The sequence below is a fragment of the Streptomyces sp. NPDC127106 genome (genome assembly GCF_042677605.1).
Lineage (GTDB): Bacteria > Actinomycetota > Actinomycetes > Streptomycetales > Streptomycetaceae > Streptomyces.
On record NZ_JBHXTC010000049.1, the window covers coordinates 29,089 to 46,324 of the forward strand.

12 protein-coding genes are annotated in these 17,236 nt (G+C 73.7%); 7 read left to right on the forward strand and 5 right to left on the reverse strand.

Annotation, left to right across the window (positions count from 1 at the left end; genetic code table 11):
* Positions 1-390 precede the first annotated feature (390 nt).
* The gene (locus tag ACFVGY_RS29625) at positions 391-1,356 is read left to right on the forward strand and encodes a bifunctional riboflavin kinase/FAD synthetase (RefSeq protein WP_385682864.1); all 966 of its coding nucleotides are present in this window, start codon (positions 391-393) and stop codon (positions 1,354-1,356) included.
* Between the two features lie 113 nt (positions 1,357-1,469).
* Here the strand turns inward: ACFVGY_RS29625 and ACFVGY_RS29630 are convergent, their stop codons facing one another.
* From ACFVGY_RS29630 to eccE, 3 genes are all read right to left on the reverse strand, one after another.
* Positions 1,470-4,082 carry an SCO5717 family growth-regulating ATPase gene (locus ACFVGY_RS29630; RefSeq protein WP_385682867.1) on the reverse strand — a complete coding sequence of 871 codons (2,613 nt, stop codon included), beginning with the start codon at positions 4,080-4,082 and terminating at the stop codon, positions 1,470-1,472.
* A 298-nt stretch (positions 4,083-4,380) separates the two neighbouring features.
* On the reverse strand, positions 4,381-5,091 hold the full coding sequence (locus ACFVGY_RS29635; protein WP_385682870.1) for a hypothetical protein: 711 nt from the start codon (positions 5,089-5,091) through the stop codon (positions 4,381-4,383).
* Positions 5,088-6,365 (reverse strand): type VII secretion protein EccE, encoded by a 1,278-nt coding sequence (eccE, locus tag ACFVGY_RS29640; RefSeq protein ID WP_385682873.1) that lies wholly within the window; start codon positions 6,363-6,365, stop codon positions 5,088-5,090. The genes ACFVGY_RS29635 and eccE overlap by 4 nt, the downstream gene beginning before the upstream one ends.
* Positions 6,366-6,659: 294 nt before the next feature.
* On the opposite strand from eccE, the gene eccB reads away from it, so the two are divergent.
* The 4 genes from eccB to ACFVGY_RS29660 all read left to right on the forward strand — a co-directional run bounded on the left by eccB (position 6,660) and on the right by ACFVGY_RS29660 (position 10,450).
* Complete coding sequence (eccB, locus tag ACFVGY_RS29645) at positions 6,660-8,246, forward strand: type VII secretion protein EccB (RefSeq protein WP_385682877.1); 1,587 nt, start codon at positions 6,660-6,662, stop codon at positions 8,244-8,246.
* Between the two features lie 11 nt (positions 8,247-8,257).
* Entirely contained in the window at positions 8,258-9,535 is a 1,278-nt protein-coding gene (gene mycP, locus ACFVGY_RS29650; protein ID WP_385682880.1) for a type VII secretion-associated serine protease mycosin, read from the forward strand.
* 213 nt (positions 9,536-9,748) lie between these two features.
* Positions 9,749-10,090, forward strand: a complete 342-nt coding sequence (locus ACFVGY_RS29655) for a WXG100 family type VII secretion target (protein WP_385682883.1) — start codon at positions 9,749-9,751, stop codon at positions 10,088-10,090.
* Positions 10,091-10,141: 51 nt separating this feature from the next.
* Entirely contained in the window at positions 10,142-10,450 is a 309-nt protein-coding gene (locus tag ACFVGY_RS29660) for a WXG100 family type VII secretion target (protein ID WP_385682886.1), read from the forward strand.
* A gap of 89 nt (positions 10,451-10,539) precedes the next feature.
* On the opposite strand, the gene ACFVGY_RS29665 is transcribed toward ACFVGY_RS29660, so the two are convergent.
* Complete coding sequence (locus ACFVGY_RS29665; RefSeq protein WP_125544560.1) at positions 10,540-10,785, reverse strand: DUF397 domain-containing protein; 246 nt, start codon at positions 10,783-10,785, stop codon at positions 10,540-10,542.
* 202 nt (positions 10,786-10,987) lie between these two features.
* Positions 10,988-14,953 carry a type VII secretion protein EccCa gene (eccCa, locus tag ACFVGY_RS29670; protein WP_385682890.1) on the reverse strand — a complete coding sequence of 1,322 codons (3,966 nt, stop codon included), beginning with the start codon at positions 14,951-14,953 and terminating at the stop codon, positions 10,988-10,990.
* Positions 14,954-15,157: 204 nt separating this feature from the next.
* On the opposite strand from eccCa, the gene eccD reads away from it, so the two are divergent.
* A complete protein-coding gene (gene eccD / locus ACFVGY_RS29675) occupies positions 15,158-16,666 on the forward strand; it encodes a type VII secretion integral membrane protein EccD (RefSeq protein WP_385682893.1) in 1,509 nt (502 codons plus the stop codon).
* A 167-nt stretch (positions 16,667-16,833) separates the two neighbouring features.
* Positions 16,834-17,121, forward strand: coding sequence for a 30S ribosomal protein S15 (gene rpsO, locus ACFVGY_RS29680; protein ID WP_385682896.1), 288 nt, complete (start codon positions 16,834-16,836; stop codon positions 17,119-17,121).
* Positions 17,122-17,236 lie beyond the last annotated feature (115 nt).

Here is a 17,236-nt window from a genome sequence, read left to right on the forward strand (position 1 = left end):
GGGGGGGGGGGGGGGGGGGGGGGGGGGGGGGGGGGGGGGGGGGGGGGGGGGGGCCGGCCCGCCCCGCCCCCCCCCCCCCCCCCACCACCCCCCTCGGGTAGGTCTCTATCCAGTCGAACGCCGCTATTCACCCGTCCGAGCAGGCGCGCGGAGTGACTGGAGGGAGCACGAGGGGGCGCTTTTGCGCCGCGCTGCCTTCTGCCGCCCGTCCGTGGGCCCCGGATGCGCCGGCCGCTCCCGGCGGCTCCCCGGCGCCTTCCGGCCGAGGTGACACAGAAGCGCCCCGCAGCCCGACACCGATGCGGGGGCCCGGGCACGGGCATGGCAGTCTTAGACGTGCAATCGGCAACGAGTACAGGGCCTACACGGTTCGGGCGAGGAGCGGTCACAGTGCAGCGCTGGCGTGGCTTGGAGGACATCCCCCAGGACTGGGGGCGCAGCGTCGTCACCATCGGCTCGTACGACGGTGTGCACCGGGGCCACCAGCTGATCATCGGGCGGGCCGTGGCCCGGGCGCGCGAGCTCGGCGTCCCGTCCGTCGTCGTCACCTTCGACCCGCACCCGAGCGAGGTCGTCCGCCCCGGCAGCCACCCGCCCATCCTGGCGGGCTACGACCGGCGCGCCGAGCTCATGGCCGGCCTCGGGGTCGACGCCCTGCTGGTCCTGCCGTTCACGGCCGAGTTCTCGCAGCTGTCCCCGGCCGATTTCATCGTCAAGGTGCTCGTCGACAAGCTGCACGCCCGCGCCGTGATCGAGGGCCCCAACTTCCGCTTCGGCCACCGCGCCGCCGGGAACGTCGACTTCCTCCGCGAACTGGGCGGCACGTACGACTACGAGGTCGACGTCATCGACCTGGTCGAGCGCGGCACGGCCGGCGGCGGCGTGCCGTTCTCCTCGACGCTCGCCCGCAAACTGGTCGCCGAGGGTGACGTGGTGGGCGCGGCCGAGGTCCTGGGCCGCCCGCACCGCGTCGAGGGCGTCGTCGTGCGCGGCGCGCAGCGCGGCCGCGAGCTCGGCTACCCGACCGCCAACGTGGAGACCCCGCCGCACACCGCCATCCCCGCCGACGGCGTGTACGCGGGCTGGCTGACGGCGAACGGCGAGCGCATGCCCGCGGCGATCTCGGTGGGCACCAATCTGCAGTTCGACGCCACCGAGCGGACCGTGGAGGCGTACGCGATCGACCGGGTCGGGCTCGACCTGTACGGGCTGCACGTCACCGTGGACTTCCTCGCCTACGTGCGCGGCATGGCGAAGTTCGCGTCGCTGGAGGGCCTGTTGGAGGCCATCGCGGACGACGTGAAGCGCGCGCGGGAGCTGACGCGGGTGTACGACGCGGAGAGCGCGGAGCGCTGACCGCGGCCTGACGAAAAGAAGGGCCCGCACCGGCCCCCGGGAACCCCGGGGTGGTGCGGGCCCTTCTTTTCGTCCTGCTCTCCTGCTGTCCTGCTGTCTCGCTGACCGGGAGGTCAGCCCAGGCGCGGGTCGCGCGGGGGCTGCTGCCCGGGGAGCCCGGGCTGCGGCTGCGGCTGCGGCTGCTGCGGCCAGGGCTGGCCGGGCTGCTGCGGGTAGGGCTGGCCGCCGTCGGCGTACGGCTGCGGCGCGGCGTAGGGCTGCTGGTACGGCGGCTGCGGCTGCGGCTGCGGCGCGGCGTAGGGCTGGCCGGGCTGGGGCTGGGGCTGGGGCTGGGCGTACGGCTGCTGCGGGTGCTGGGCGTGCTGCTGCGGGGGCGCTCCCCAGTGGTTCTGCTGGGCCTGCTGGGCCGCCCGTACGAAGTCCTCGGCCACCAGGGCGGCGAGGTTGAAGTACGCCTCGCGGGTCTTCGGCCGCATCAGGTCCAGGTCGACCTCGGCACCGGCCGCGAGGTGCTCGTCGAACGGCACGACGACGACACCGCGGCAGCGGGTCTCGAAGTGCTGCACGATGTCCTCGGTCTTGATCATCTTGCTGGTCTCGCGGACCCCCGAGATGACGGTGAGGGAGCGGGAGACGAGGTCTCCGTACCCGTGCGCGGACAGCCAGTCGAGCGTGGTGCTCGCGCTGCTCGCGCCGTCCACCGAGGGGGTGGAGATGATGATCAGCTGATCGGCCAGGTCCAGGACGCCGCGCATGGCGGAGTACAGCAGACCGGTGCCCGAGTCGGTGAGGATGATCGGGTACTGGCGGCCGAGGGTGTCGATGACGCGGCGGTAGTCCTCGTCGTTGAAGGTCGTCGAGACGGCCGGGTCCACGTCGTTGGCGATGATCTCCAGGCCGGACGGGGCCTGCGAGGTGAACCGCCGGATGTCCATGTACGAGTTCAGGTACGGGATCGCCTGGACCAGGTCCCGGATCGTGGCACCCGTCTCGCGGCGGACGCGGCGGCCGAGGGTGCCGGCGTCCGGGTTCGCGTCGATGGCGAGGATCTTGTCTTGGCGCTCGGTCGCGAGGGTCGCGCCGAGGGCGGTGGTCGTCGTCGTCTTGCCGACGCCGCCCTTGAGGCTGATGACGGCGATCCGGTAGCAGGACATCACCGGCGTGCGGATGAGCTCCAGCTTGCGCAGGCGGTCCGCTTCGGCGGCCTTGCCACCGAAGCGGAAGCCGGTGCGCTGCGGCTTGGGCTTCTGCTTGCCCCGCAGCAGCCGGTCCGAGGACAGCTCGACGGCGGCCGTGTAGCCGAGGGGCGCACCGCCGGCCGGGCTGCCGGGCTGGTAGCGGGGGTCGTGCGGCTGCGGACCGGGCTGCGGTCCGGGCTGGGCGGCGGCCGGCCACGGGGCGCCGGCGCGGGGGTCGACGTACGGCTGCGGCTGGGCGGCCTGCGGCTGCGGCGGCACGGATGCGGGCCCGGCCGGCGGGAACCCGTAGCCGTCCTGCGGCTGCGGTGCGGGCGGGAGCGCGTATCCGGCAGCGTCCACGGGCGCCTGGTTCTGCGGCGGTACGGGCGTCGGGGCGGCCGGCGGGAAGCCGTAGCCGTCCTGCGGCTGCGCGTTGGCCGGCGGAACCGGAGGGAAGCCGTACCCGGCCTGCGGCGCGGCCGGGTACGGCTGCGGCTGGGCCGGGACGGGCTGGGCCTGGGGCTGCGGGAAGCCGTACCCGGCGTGCGGTCCCTCCGGGGCGGGGAACGCGGGCGGCAGCTGCGGCAGTTCGCCGACGGGTCCTGCGACGGGGGGCTCCACCGCCGGGTGAGGAGCGGGCACGGGGCTGAGGGGCTCCGCCGGCGCCAGGGCCGGGACGGCGTCGGCCGGAGCGGGCGCGGCGTGGGGCGCGGGGCCCGCAGCCGGAGCGTCCTGCGGCGGGGCCTCGGCGGGGGCCTTCCCCAGCACGACGCCGGAGCCGGTCCCCACCCCGGGCGGAGGCACGGGAACACCGTCGACGGGCGTGTCGGTGGGCGCGGGCAGCGCGGGGGCCGACGGCGCGGGCTCGATGGCCGCTGCCGACGGGTAGGAGGGCAGCTCGGGTGCCGGTCCACCACCCGTGACGGACAGGCCGGTTGACCCGTCGGCCGTCGTTCCGGGCGCGACGGCCGGCTCAAGTCCCGCTGCGGAGAGGTAGGACGGCAGTCCGGGCGCGGGCTCCGCCGCGGGCGCGGCCGGGAACGCGTCGGCAGGCAGCGCGGGCGCCGGCGGCAGGGCCGGGCCCGGTGCCGCGTCGGCCGGGGATACCGGAGCAGGCGCCGGCGCAGGCGCTGCATCGGCCGGGGGAACCGGGGCCGGCGGCGCGGGTGCGGGTTCGAGGTCCGACGGGGACAGGTAGGACGGCAGTCCGGGCGTCGGCTCCAGAGGGGTGGCGGCCGCGGCCGGGTCGGCCGGGGCCGGGTCGGCCGGGCCCGCCGCCGTCGGGGCGGCTTCGGACGGGGTCCGAGGGGTCGGCGGAGCCACCGGCGTCGCCGGCGGGGAGACCACGTCCGACGGGGTGTGCGGCTGGAAGCCGCTGCCCTCGGGCAGGGCCGGCACCGGCGCGGCGGGCGCCGCGCTCTGCGTGTACCAGGCCGGCGGCGTGTAGTCGATGGTGAACTGGCCCGTCACCTCGGGCTCCGCGTCGGACTGATCGTCCGTCGGGACGTCCCACGTCCCGCCGCGCCTCTCGTTCCGATCGCCGCTCACTCGTCCGTCCTCCTGGTCTGTCGAACACTGGTCCGGCGCCCCTCGGCGCCACGCCCACGCTCAGCCTAATCGCGCGCCGGCACCCGTGTCGGCCCTCCGACGGGCCGCACCCCACCGCGGCCGGTCCCCCGCCGGCACCCGCCGGCACCCCGCCGGCCCCGCCGGGCCGGAAGGGCGGGTCGGATACGGCTCCGGGCGGCGCGGGCCCCGTACCGCGGTCCTGCCTACCGGCCGCCGCCGCCCTGAGCAACCGTCACCGCCGCGCACCGCCGAACCCGGCAGGGCCGCGGCGGACCGGTCAGTCGATGCGCCGGCACGGGCCCAGGAGCCCCGTCTCCTCGTCCGTGCCCTGGGTCATCACGAACTGCCGGTCCCGGGGCGTGCACCACAAGGTGACCCCGTCGCCCAGCGTCGGCAGCGACTCCACCGTCTGCCGCGGCAGGTTCATCAGGCGGCCGATCTGCTCCGCCTCGTCGGGGGACACCCGCTGGATCCCCGCCAGGGAGGAGTTCTGCAACAGCCGCGGCGCCGTCGGGCTCAGGTAGGGCAGCAGCGTCACCACCGCCTGCCACGGCCCGGCCACCACGCGCCCGCGCGGCGGCCGCATCCCGCAGTCGCGGACGACCAGCACCGGGCTGCCCGCCGATGCGCCCTGCGGGGGTACGCGGCCCACGTCGTGCAGGGTCACGCACTGCTGCCCGCCGCCCGCCGCCTGGGCCAGCGCGGACCAGACCTGCGCCCGCCCCGTCTCCACCACGACCCGGGCGCCCGTGGCCGCCGCGCGCAGCGCCAGCACCTGGGCGGTCCACACGCCGCCGATGAGCGTCACCTCGTACGGGGTGGGCCGGTTGATGCCGAGCACCGCCGCCCGCCCGTGCGCGTCCACGCCGATGACGACCCCGTCGTCGCCGACCGGCAGCGCCAGGGCGTCCAGGTCCACGGCGGGGACCGTGTGCCGTTCCCGGCGCGGGCCGACGAGCCCGAAGCCGCCCCTGACCGCGTTCCTCATCGCGCACCTCCCAGCGGCAGCGAGGCCAGCAGCCCCGGCACCTGTTCGCGGTCGAGTCGGACCAGCCCGGCGCGCACACCGCGGGCCGTCCGCTCCAGTTCCCGGCGGGCCGCCACCAGCTCCTCGTCGCTGTGCCCCGTCACGCGTACGTGCCCGGTCAGGGTGACGCCCTGCCGCTCCGCCGGGGCCATCGTCAGGCTGAACGTGGTCGCGAGGGCGGGCAGCGAGGTCAGCAGCGCCACGAACTGCGGCAGGGACGCCGTCCCCGAGCCGCCCAGCTGCGGCCAGCGGCCGATCCAGTACGTGGTGTGGCGCCGGTCGTCGCAGCGCCAGGTCCGCGAGGTCTCCTCCGTGCGGCGGCCGGAGCCGGCCGAGCGGCCCGCCTGGGTGATCGCCCGCGGGTTCGCGCAGGAGGAGGTCGCCAGCGCGGCCGTCAGCTCCTGCTCGGTGAGCACGGTGGCCCGGAAGCCGGCGCCGGCCAACCGGCTCGTCAACTGGTCGGCCGCGCGCAGCACACAGCGCTGGGCGCCCGCGAGCCCGCCGCCGCGCGCGGCGACCGCCTCGGGGCACAGCTCGGGGTCGAGCTTCAGCGCGATCCAGGTCAGCCGTACCGCCGGGGTGCCCGTCTGCGCCTGCAGCGGCGCGTAGTTGCGGGTGGCCATCGACTGCGGGGGCAGGTGCGGGGCGGGGGCGGGCTGGGTGTGCTGCACCAGCTGCGCGGACTCCAGCCGGATACCGTCCGTTTCGAGGACGTCCCGTACGAGCGCCAGGGGCAGCGGCCGGTCCGTCCGCTCGGGCCGCAGCGCGGTGGCTTCGGTGTCCACCTGCACGACGGCGGTCAGGAACGTGCCGTCGCCGACCATGCCGACGGGCCGCCGGTCGCGGTCGCTGAACGTCATGGTCCGCAGCGCCGGGTCGGCCTCGACGAGCGGCGCCAGCCCCGGCTCCGTGCCCGCGGGCACGGTGAACGCCGCGGCCCGGCGCCTGCGGGCGCGCAGCGCGAGCGCGCCGCCGATCCACTCGGGCAGGGAGCGCTGGTGGCGGCGTACGACGGCGAGGACCAGGAGGACCAGCGCGAGGACACCGGCGGGAACCAGCAGCAGCGGTTCCACCACCCAGGCCACCAGCAGTGCGGCCGCGGCCACTTGGAGCAGGACCAGCTGTTGCAATCGGAACGGGCCGAAGCGGCCGGGGCTCGACTTCGGACTCGGTGTCACCCCGCTGCGTACGGGTGCGGGAGCGCTCGCCTGCGGTTCCGTCGTGGTGGCCGTCACTGGCCCACCTCCCCTTTCTCCCCCAGCCACCGCTGGGAGGTGCCCCCGGGGCCGGACCCCGTGAGTGCCGGGGCTGCACGGTGCTCGCCGCGGGACCCCGGAATCGCCCCATTCCGCCCCAACAGGCCCTGATTACCCCGGTGTGGAAGGTTGTGGAAGGCACTGAGCGGCGGCCTCACCCTACCCGGCCCGTCCGTCCCCTCGATCAAGAGGCATAGTAGGTCCCCGGTCCGAACAAACGAGGCCCGGGGACCGCAGTCGCCGACCGGGTCGTGCGGGGAGAAGCAGACGGTCATGGCATCACGGCGTGATGAACTCAACGCGTACACCTTTGCGAAGCGACGGACGGTGGCCGCGTTTCTCCAGCCGTCCGCGACGGGTTCGGAGGAAGGTGCACCACGGCCCCTGCGCGCGGTCGTGCCGGGCCTGGTGGTGGGGGCGCTGGTCCTCGCCGGGTTCGGCGCCTGGGGCATGTTCAAACCACAGGCCCCCAAGGGCTGGGACGAGCCGGGCACCAAGGTGCTCGTCGGCAAGCAGTCGACGACCCGGTACGTGGTGCTCACGACGAAGGTGAACGGCAAGGACCAGACCCGCCTGCACCCGGTGCTGAACCTCGCTTCCGCCCGACTCCTCCTGGACCCGCAGAAGTTCAAGGTCCTGCAGATCGATGACAAGGTCCTCGACGCGGGCAAGCCTCCGCGCGGGCCCATCATCGGCATCCCGTACGCCCCCGACCGGCTGCCCGCCCCGAAGGACGCCGGCAAGGCCAAGCGCTGGGCCGTGTGCCAGGCGCCGGGCGGCAACGGCAAGAGCGTGCAGACCGCCACCTTCGTCCTCGCCGACCGCGAGGCGGGCATGATGGACGACGCGCGCAGGCTCACCGACAGCCAGATGGTGTACGTGCAGAGCACCGGCGGGGCCAAGGAGCGCTACCTCGTCGACAGCGCGGGCACCAAGTACAAGTTCCCCGAGGGCACGGCCGACGCGGGCAAGATGACCAACGCGCTGGTCGGCAACACCGGCGCCACCCCGCAGCAGGTCACCGAGCAGTGGCTGGCCACCCTCAACTCCGGTGACGACCTGGCGTTCCCGCAGCTGCCCGCCGCGGCCGGCACCAAGGCCGACGTGCCGGGTCTGGGCACCGCCGACAACAAGGTCGGCATGGTGCTGCGGGCCCAGACCGGCTCGGGCGCCCAGCACTACGTGGTGCTGCCCGGCAAGGTCGCCCCGGTCTCCGACTTCGTGGCCTGGCTGCTGATCTCGGCGCCCGCCACCGACACCCTCAACATGCACGGCAAGCCGCGCGAGGTCGACCTCCAGGCACTCAACCCGGAGCAGACGCCCTTCAAGGGCGAGACCCGGTGGCCGTCCCGCAAGACCGCCCGCATCAACCAGGCCCCGTCCGGCGACGCGGCCGCCGCGCAGGGCGCCGGACCCCGCGACACCGTCTGCAACGTACTGCGCTCGGTCGACGGCCAGGGCAACCAGACCCTGAGCACCTGGGCCGGCACCGGCTTCCCCGTCGACATGACCGCCAGCGGCACCAGCGCGTACGTCACGCCCGGCTCCGGGCTGCTGTACACGCAGCTCCAGGGCAAGCAGAGCACGGCGGGCGGCGCCCTGTTCCTCGTCACCGACACCGGCCTGCGGTACGCCGTCCAGGCCAACGGGGACAGCGACGCCGAGAAGTCGAAGATCGGGGCCCCGGACCAGAAGGGCGCCGAGGGCGGCGGCGAAGGCCGGCCCGAGGCCAGCCAGGCACAGATACGTCTCGGCTACGGCGGCGTCACACCGGCCCTCGTGCCCATCGCGTGGTCGGAGTTCCTCTCCAAGGGGCCGCGCCTGGACACCAACTCCGCCCGCCAGCCCCAGGGTTCGTGAGGACGCCGCCGATGACCCCCTCCCCGTACGCGCGCCGTGCGCTGCTCGCCGCCGCCGTCACCCTGGTCGCCGCCTGCGGCACGACCACCGCCGCCACGGCCGCCACCGCTCCGGGGGCCCCCGGCGCACAGCCGCCCGGCGCGGCGGCCCCGGCCCTGCGCCCCGCCGGCGCGGGGGAGTGCACCTTCCCCATGAAGAAGCAGATCGCCGACCGCCCCTGGGCCCTCCAGCGGCTCCTGCTCGACACGCTCTGGGCCCGGACCAAGGGCAAGGACAAGGACGGCAAACCGGTCCGCGTCGCCGTCATCGACACCGGCGTGGACCGGGTGAACCCGCAGCTCAGCGGCGCCCTCGACGTGGGATCGGGCAAGGACTTCATCGACGCCAAGGGCGGCGACGGCACGGTCGACACCGTCGGTCACGGCTCGAAGGTGGCCGGGATCATCGCGGCCCGCCCGCAGGACGGCACGGGCTTCGTCGGCCTCGCCCCCGAAGCGGTGATCATCCCGATCCGGCAGAACGACGGCCAGGGCAAGGGCAACGCACTCTCCCTCGGCCAGGCCATCGACCACGCCGTGGCCAAGGGCGCCCAGATCATCAACGTCTCGCAGGACACCGACGTCCCCCTGACCGCCGACACGGAGCTCGGCAAGGCGGTCCAGCGGGCCGTCGACGCGAAGGTCCTGATCGTGGCGTCCGCCGGCAACGACGGCGCGAGCGGCCAGAAGCGCAGGACCTACCCGGCGGCCTTCCCCGGCGTCCTCGCCGTCGCCTCCTCGGACCGCAACAACGAGCGGGCGGTGTTCTCCCAGCCCGGCGACTTCGTCGGGATCGCCGCGCCCGGCGTCGACATGGTCTCCACCGTCCCCGGCTTCGGCCAGTGCATCGACAACGGCACCAGCTTCTCGGCGCCGTACGTCGCCGGCGTCGCGGCCCTGCTGCGCGCCGAGCACCCGGACTGGTCCCCGCAGGAGGTGATCTGGCAGATCCAGACCACCGCCGAGCGCTCGGTCAACGGCCGTGACGACTACGTCGGTTGGGGTGTCGTCGATCCGGTGCGCGCCGTCACCCAGGACCACGAGCGGCCCAGGGCGCCCGTGCCCGACCCGGGTCCGCCCCCGGCGGCCGCGCCCGAGGCGGCGGCCCTGCGGCTGACCGAGACCGCGCAGGAGCGGGACGAGCGGATCGGCACGTACGTCCTGGGGATCGGCGTCGTGCTCATCGCCGTCATCGGCGGGACCGCGACCGTCATCCGGGACGCGCGCAGACGCCGCGGCCGTTTGCAGTGAACGGTCACAGTTCATCGACAGTTGCAGGCCACCGGTGTTGGGGCTGTGACATGAACTGGCTAGAGTGGCACCAGGCTTCACGACTGTGATCGGGGGATCGCGTGAGGCGGAGGGGGAATTCCCCGGTGGGCGCGGATCATTCGCAACCGGGACCTCCGCTCCGCTGCGCAGTCCGCCGGTTCTGCCGGCGAATTGAGAAGTGAGGAGCTTCGGATGAGCAACAATTTCGGACTTGCGGACGATCCGGTCGTCCAGGCGAAGAACAAGATCGAGTCGACGGCCAACGCCGTCACCAAGCAGGCCCGTGAGCTGGCCGACATCATCGCCACGGTGAGCGCCGGCTGGACCGGTGTGGGTGCAAGCGGCTTCACCGACGCCCAGAAGACCGTCAACGACGACCACGACGAGATCCGCCGCCTGCTCGGTGTCCTCCACAACGCGGTCGCCCAGACCAAGAACCTGAGCAACGCCCAGGACGACGAGGTGCGCGCCGCGTTCAAGTCCGTCCAGGCGGCCTCCGGCAACCAGAACACCTCGGGCCTCAACGGCGTCTGACCGGCCGCGTCGTTCCCCACCCAGCTCAGTTTCAGCGCGAAGGAGAAGACCATGGCAGCCAACGACGGGGCAACCCGGGTACGGTACGAGAGCGTCCAGGAGATGGCCAACCGCATTCGCACCGTCTCGAAGAACATCATCGACGACCTGGCGGAGATGGAGCAGGCCCTCAAGGTCGTCACCGACACCTGGGACGGTGAGGCGCACAAGGAGTACGTCACGCTCCAGGGCAAGTACCGGCAGAAGGCCGATCACATGAAGGAGCAGCTGGAGAAGGTCGCCCAGCTGATCGAGCGCGGCAAGGGCGACTACCGCGCCACCGACGTGAAGGCCTCCCGCCTGTTCACCGAGGCCTACTGAGCCGTCTGAACCGCACCGGCCCGGTACGCACGGAAGGGGCGCGCCCACTGCGGGCGCGCCCCTTCCACGCGTACCGGGCCGTACCGGTCTCAGTGCGGGCCGCGGTCGAGGTCGAACTCCCCGTCCCGGGCACCGAGTACGAACGCCTCCCACTCGGCCGCCGTGTAGCGCAGTACCGTGTCCCGGTCCAGGGAGGACCGCATCGCCACCGCGCCCTCGGGCAGCCGGGCGATCTCGACCCGCTCCTCGTCCGGGCTGGTCCCGGGCGGGCCCTCCCACTCCACGCCGCTGATGTCGAGCGCGTACAGCTCGTCCTTCTCCTGCTGGGTGCCCATGTGCGGCCTCTCCCTCGGCGGTCCTACGCTGCCGATTATCGGGGCTCGGGACCGCACCGGGGGAGCGTTTCCGGTTGATCACCCTCCGCTCCCGCGGAAGACCGGGCCCGCGGCGCTGCGGACCCGGCCCTCCGGCCGGGCCCCGGCCCCTCCGGCCGGGTGCCCGGAAGGGCCGCACAGACCCCGGGAGACCCCGTGCGGCTCAGGCCCCCGGCATCCGGCCCAGCTGGACCAGCGACGTCCCCCGCCGGCGCGAGGAGAAGTACGCCCGGCCCGGCGGCATCGGCCGCGGGCGCACGGTGCCGATCAGGTCGCCCTCGGACGGGTCGCCCGACAGCACCACGCCCTGCGCGCCGAGCTCCTTGATGCGCTGCATGAACGGCTCGTACAGCGACCGCGAGGCCCCCGCGGAGTTGCGGGCGATGATGAACCGGACACCCGTGTCCCGAGCGAACGGCAGGAACTCCACCAGCTGCGCCAGCGGATTGCCCTGGCTCGTCGCCACCAGGTCGAAGTCGTCGATGACGATGAACACGTCGGGGCCCGTCCACCAGCTGCGGTCCCGCAGCTGCTGCGGGGTGACGTCGTCCGGCGGCTGCCGCCGGGCGAACACGCCGCCCAGCGCCTCCATGTGCATCTGCAGGGAGCTCGCCATCGGCGCGTACTCCAGCAGGTGCTCCTCCGGCAGCGCCCCCAGCAGGGTGCGCCGGTAGTCGCCGACGACCAGCCGGGCCTGGTCGGGGGTGTACCGCTGCGCGATCTGCTGCGCGATGAGCCGCAGCAGGTTCGTCTTGCCCGACTCGCTCTCGCCGAAGACGAGGAGGAACGGGTCCGTCTCGAAGTCGACGAACACGGGCTCCAGGTTCGTCTCGTCGATGCCGATCGCGATGCCGCGCTCGGGGAACTCCCCGCCGCCCGGCAGCTGGTCCGCGTGCAGCAGCCGCGGCAGCAGCCGCACGCCCGGGGCCGCCTGCCCCGACCAGTTCTGCTTCACCACCGACACGAACGCGGCCGTCGCGTCCGACAGCTCCCCCACGTCGTGCGAGCCGTCGATCCGCGGCAGCGCCCCCAGGAAGTGCAGCTTCTCCGGCACCTGCCCGCGTCCCGGCATCCCCGTCGGGACGTTCGCCGCGACCTTCCGGTCGAACTCCGAGTCCATGACGTCACCGAGCCGCAGCTCCAGCCGGCCCAGTATCTGGTCCTTCAGCGCGGCCCGCACCTCCATGTAGCGCGCCGCCGTGATCACCACGTGGATGCCGTAGCCCAGACCGCGCCCCGCGATGTCCGTGACCACCTGCTCCAGGGCGTCGTACTCGCCCCGGAAGCCGCCCCAGCCGTCGATGACCAGGAACACGTCGCCCCAGGCCTCGCCGGGCAGCTCGCCCGCCGCCCGCTTGCGCCGGTAGGTGCCGATCGAGTCGATCCCGTGGGCCCGGAAGAACTCCTCGCGGCGGTTGAGGATGCCGCCCACCTCGGCGACCGTGCGGCGCACCCGCTCCGGGTCCAGACGCGAGGCGATCCCGCCGACGTGCGGCAGCTCCGCCACCGCCGACATGCCGCCACCGCCGAAGTCCAGCCCGTAGAACTGCACCTCGCGCGGGGTGTGCGTCAGCGCGAACGCCGAGATCAGCGTCCGCATCAGGGTCGACTTGCCGGACTGCGGGCCGCCGACCACCATCATGTGGCCCGCCGCACCCGAGAAGTCCCGGTACAGCACCTCGCGCCGCTGCTCGAACGGCTTGTCGATGAGCCCGAGCGGCACCACGAGCCCGCCCGGCCGCGTGTACCCCTCCGCGTGCAGCCCGCGCTCCGCCGAGGCCGCCAGCGCCGGCAGCAGCTGGTCCAGCGCCGGCGCCTGGTCCAGCGGCGGCAGCCACACCTGGTGCGCCGGGACCCCCTGCCCCTCCAGCCGGGACACGATCACGTCGAGCACGGTGTCCGCGAGCGCGTCGTCCTCCTGCTCGGCCTGGGCCGCCAGGTACGCCGGGTCCGGTGCCGCGTACACGACCGGCACCGGCACCGCCGTGAACAGCGCGGGCCGTCGCTCCACCGGGAACTGCCCCACCGACAGCTCCCGCCCGCCCGAGCGGTAGGTGCCCGAGACGTACGCCGCCTTGAAGCGGACCATCTCGTCCGTACCGAACTTCAGGTAGCCCGAACCCGGCACCGACGGCAGGTGGTACGCGTCCGGCACACCGATCGCCGTGCGCGACTCCGCCGCCGAGAACGTCCGCAGACCGATCCGGTACGACAGGTACGTGTCCAGCCCGCGCAGCTTGCCCTCCTCCAGGCGCTGCGAGGCCAGCAGCAGGTGCACGCCCAGCGAGCGGCCGATGCGGCCGATCTGGATGAACATGTCGATGAAGTCGGGCTTCGCGGTCAGCAGCTCGCTGAACTCGTCGATGACCAGGACCAGCGAGGCCAGCGGCTCCAGCGGGGCACCCGCCGCGCGCGCCTTCTCGTAGTCGTGGATGTTCGCGTAATTGCCCGCCGAGCGCAGCAGCTCCTGACGGCGCTGCAGCTCGCCGCGGATCGAGTCGCCCATGCGGTCCACGAGCGTCAGGTCGTCCGCCAGGTTGGTGATGACCGCCGCGACGTGCGGCATCTGCCCCATGCCGGTGAAGGTCGCACCGCCCTTGAAGTCCGCGAGGACGAAGTTCAGCGTTTCCGAGGTGTGCGTGACCGCCAGGCCCAGCACCAGCGTGCGCAGCAGCTCGGACTTGCCCGAACCCGTCGCGCCCACGCACAGCCCGTGCGGGCCCATGCCCTCCTGCGCGGCCTCCTTCAGGTCCAGCATCACCGGCGAGCCGTCCTCGCCGACACCGATCGGCACGCGCAGCCGCTCACCGGCCGACCGCGGCCGCCAGGTCCGGGCCACGTCGATCGAGGCCGCGTCGCCCAGGTTCAGCAGGTCCGTGAAGTCCAGGTTGGCCAGCAGCGGCTCGTCGTCGTCACCGCCGCCCGTGCGCAGCGGCGCCAGCTGCCGGGCCAGCGCCTCCGCAGCCGGCAGCGACAGGCTGTCCGGCAGGCCCTCGTACGCGACGCCGCCGCCCGACTCCAGGCGCAGCTTCCCCGGCCGTGCCACGACCGACAGCCCGCCGCGCGGCTCGTCCAGCTCGCCCGCGACCACCTCGACGATCGTCACGCCCTGCAGGCCCTCGGCCGCCGCGAACGCCGACTCGGCCGGCACCAGCCCGCCGCGGGAGTTGGCGTCCAGGACGACGACCAGGTGCGGCTGGTCCAGCACCGGGGACGTGTCCCGGCTGAACCGCGGCCGCCCTTCCAGCCGGGGTGCCAGCAACGCCTCCACCTCGGTCAGGTCGTCGCCGAACAGCCGCTTGCTGCCCGCCCCGTCGACCTGCCCCGGCACCTGGGTGTGCGGCAGCCACTTCACCCAGTCCCACGTCTCCACCGCGCCCGGCGCGGCCACCACGGCCACCACCAGGTCGTCGGGGGAGTGCAGCGTCGCCAGCTGCGCCACCATCGCCCGGGCCGCACCGCGCGCCGACTCCGGCTCCCCGGACACCGTCACGTGGTAGAACGCCCGCAGCGACACCGCCACCGGCAGCCCGTCCAGCGAGGAGTGCACCTTCAGGAAGCGCTGCATCGCGCCCGCCGTCAGCGGCTCCAGCTCGTCCACCGGCGCCGTGTCCGGCGCCACCAGCGGAGTCGCCAGCCGCTGCACGCCCAGCCCCAGCCGGACCTGGCCGAAGTCCGCGTCGCTCACGCGCCGTTCCCACAGCCGCGAGCCCTCGGCCACCACCGACCACAACTGCTCGGGTGCCGGGTGCAGGTACAGCTGCGCGTCGCGCTGCGACCGCGCGGTCCTGCGGACCTGACGGCGCGTCTGTGCGAGGTATTTCAGGTAGTCCCTGCGGACATCGGCCATTTGCCCCTGCGTACCGCGCCGGTGGCGGACCAACTGCGCGATGATCATGGCGACGGTCGACACCAGCATCAGCATGCCCATGATGCGCATGAACGGCGCCGCACCCGGCATGAAGAAGAAGACGACCGAAGAACCCATGCCCAGCATCGGCAGGAGCTGCATCAACATGCCCTCCTGCTGGCCCCGGGGAAGTTCCGGCGGAGCCTCGAGCCTCAGCTCGTCCGAGGGGACTTCGGGCGGCAGGGACCGCGGCGGGCGTTTGACGACGATCTGACTCACCGGAGCATCAATCCCTCGAAAACGGACCGGACGCTGCTGCGGCGCCCCAAGTCCCGGGCGCGAAGGGGCTCTCCCCGCGCGACGGTGATCCTACTTGCCGACTGTCGTACACACTCCCGGTAGGGTGGCCCGCGCAGTATGCGCATCCGCGAATCAGAGACGTCCGCGGGGCGTACCAGCTCCGCCAACCAGGGGGTCCCACAGGTGAGTACGGCCGCAGCGACGGGCTTCTGCAGAGTCACCGTCGTGGCTCCCGACAGCCGCATCGACGTCGCCCTCCCCGAGGACATCGCCGTCGCCGACGTCTACCCCGAACTGCTGCGCCTCACCGGCCAGACCCAGTCCGTCGGCGCGCCCACCGGCTACCACCTCGTCCGCCGCGACGGCACCGTCCTCGACGGGGCGCGCTCCCTCGCCGCCCAGCAGGTGCTCGACGGCGAGGTGCTCAGCCTCCGCCCGTTCGCCGAATCGCTGCCGCCCGCCGTCTTCGACGACGTCTCCGACGCCGTGGCCTCCGCCGTCGTCCGCGACCGCCATCTGTGGAGCGACGACATGCTCCGCGGCGCGGGCCTGGCCGGCGCCGCCGTCCTGCTCGTCCTGCTCGGCTTCGTCCTCTGGTACGCCGACCCCGTCCGGCACGACATGCACGGGCTGCCGGGCATCATCGCCGGAGCCGTCGGCCTCCTGCTGACCGCCGCCGCCGGCGTCCGCGCCCGCGTCTACCGCGACCGCGGCTCCGCCGTCGCCCTCGGACTCGGCGCCCTGCCGCAGCTGCTCATCGCCGGCTCCGGCATCATCGCCCCCGCCGCCGGCCAGGGACCCGGCCGCCTGCAGTTCCTGCTCGGCTGCGTCTGCGTGCTGATCGCCTCCGTCGCCCTGGTCGCGCTCACCCCCAACGGCGACGCCCCCTTCGTCGCGGCCACCTTCCTCGCCGCCACCGGCACCCTGGCCACCTTCCTCGCCATCGTCACCGAGGCCTCCGCCACCGCCACCGCCGCCGGCTGCGCCCCCGTCGCCATCGGCCTCGTCGCCTTCCTGCCCGGCCTGTCGGCCCGCTTCGCGCGACTGCCCATCGGCTACGCCGCCCCGCAGAGCGCCGTCGAGGTCTACGAGACCCCGGACCGCTACGAGACCGAGCCGTACGGCGACCCCGCCGCCGGCCCCGACCAGGGCGAGGCCGGCACCCCGCTCGACGCCGAAGCCATCGCCACCCAGGCCCGCCGCGGCCACGAGATGCTGCTCGGCCTGGTCGCCGGCTGCGCCGCGGTCGCCGTCGGCTCCGCCGCCGTCCTCGGCTTCTCCGACAACACCTGGGGCCGCCTCCTGGCCCTGGCCACCGGGCTGGCCATGCTGCTGCGCGCCCGGCTCTTCCGCTACACCTCGCAGGTCGTGTGCGCCCTGGCCGCCGGCCTGGTCGCCGTCGCCCTGCTGATCCTGGGCCTGGCCCTGCGCCCGCCGGCCGACCTGCTCGTGGAGCTCATCCGCTACCACGACCGCGGCGGCCTGGACCTCCGTACGATCTGGCTGTCCGCCGCGGTCGCCGCCGGCGCCGTCCTCCTCGCCGGAATTGCGCTGGTCATACCCCGCAAGGGTCTGTCACCCTTCTGGGGGCGGCTGCTCGACCTCACCGAGGCGGCCGTCCTGCTCAGCCTCGTGCCGCTGGCCCTGGCCGTCCTGGACGTCTACTCCCGGGCCCGCTCGCTCACCAGCTGAGACACGCCGCACGGCGGCCTGGTACGCTGTGTGACGGCCGTTTGTGTACGCACCCCGGAACCTTCCGGGGACTGCGCCCAGCGGACCCGCCTCCCGAGTCACGGAAGATCCCCAGAGCTGACGACCTGGGGCACTCGGTGGCCACGAATCACTCAAGAGGAGTAAACGTGTCGCTCGACGCCGCCACGAAGAAGCAGATCATGGCCGAGTTCGGTACCAAGGAGGGCGACACCGGCTCCCCCGAGGTCCAGGTCGCGATGCTTTCCCGCCGCATCTCGGACCTCACCGAGCACCTGAAGTCCCACAAGCACGACCACCACTCCCGCCGTGGTCTGCTGATCCTCGTCGGCCAGCGCCGCCGCCTGCTGCAGTACCTGGCCAAGAAGGACATCCAGCGCTTCCGTACGCTGGTCGACCGCCTCGGCATCCGCCGCGGTGCGGCCGGCGCCAAGTAAGACGCTGAGAAGGGAGCGGTTCCCACGATGAGGGGACCGCTCCCTTTGCCGTACGTGCCGTGCGCCGCTCTGCGTGCGGGACGTACCGGACGCTTTGTAGTCTGGACGCACGTGC

What these genes read in the sequence shown, in the direction of transcription:
- eccB (WP_385682877.1), top strand. Translation starts at nt 6,660, where the DNA reads ATGGCATCACGGCGTGATGAACTCAACGCGTACACCTTTGCGAAGCGA.
- ACFVGY_RS29665 (WP_125544560.1), bottom strand. Translation starts at nt 10,785, where the DNA reads ATGGGCACCCAGCAGGAGAAGGACGAGCTGTACGCGCTCGACATCAGC.
- mycP (WP_385682880.1), top strand. Translation starts at nt 8,258, where the DNA reads ATGACCCCCTCCCCGTACGCGCGCCGTGCGCTGCTCGCCGCCGCCGTC.
- ACFVGY_RS29635 (WP_385682870.1), bottom strand. Translation starts at nt 5,091, where the DNA reads ATGAGGAACGCGGTCAGGGGCGGCTTCGGGCTCGTCGGCCCGCGCCGG.
- ACFVGY_RS29660 (WP_385682886.1), top strand. Translation starts at nt 10,142, where the DNA reads ATGGCAGCCAACGACGGGGCAACCCGGGTACGGTACGAGAGCGTCCAG.
- ACFVGY_RS29655 (WP_385682883.1), top strand. Translation starts at nt 9,749, where the DNA reads ATGAGCAACAATTTCGGACTTGCGGACGATCCGGTCGTCCAGGCGAAG.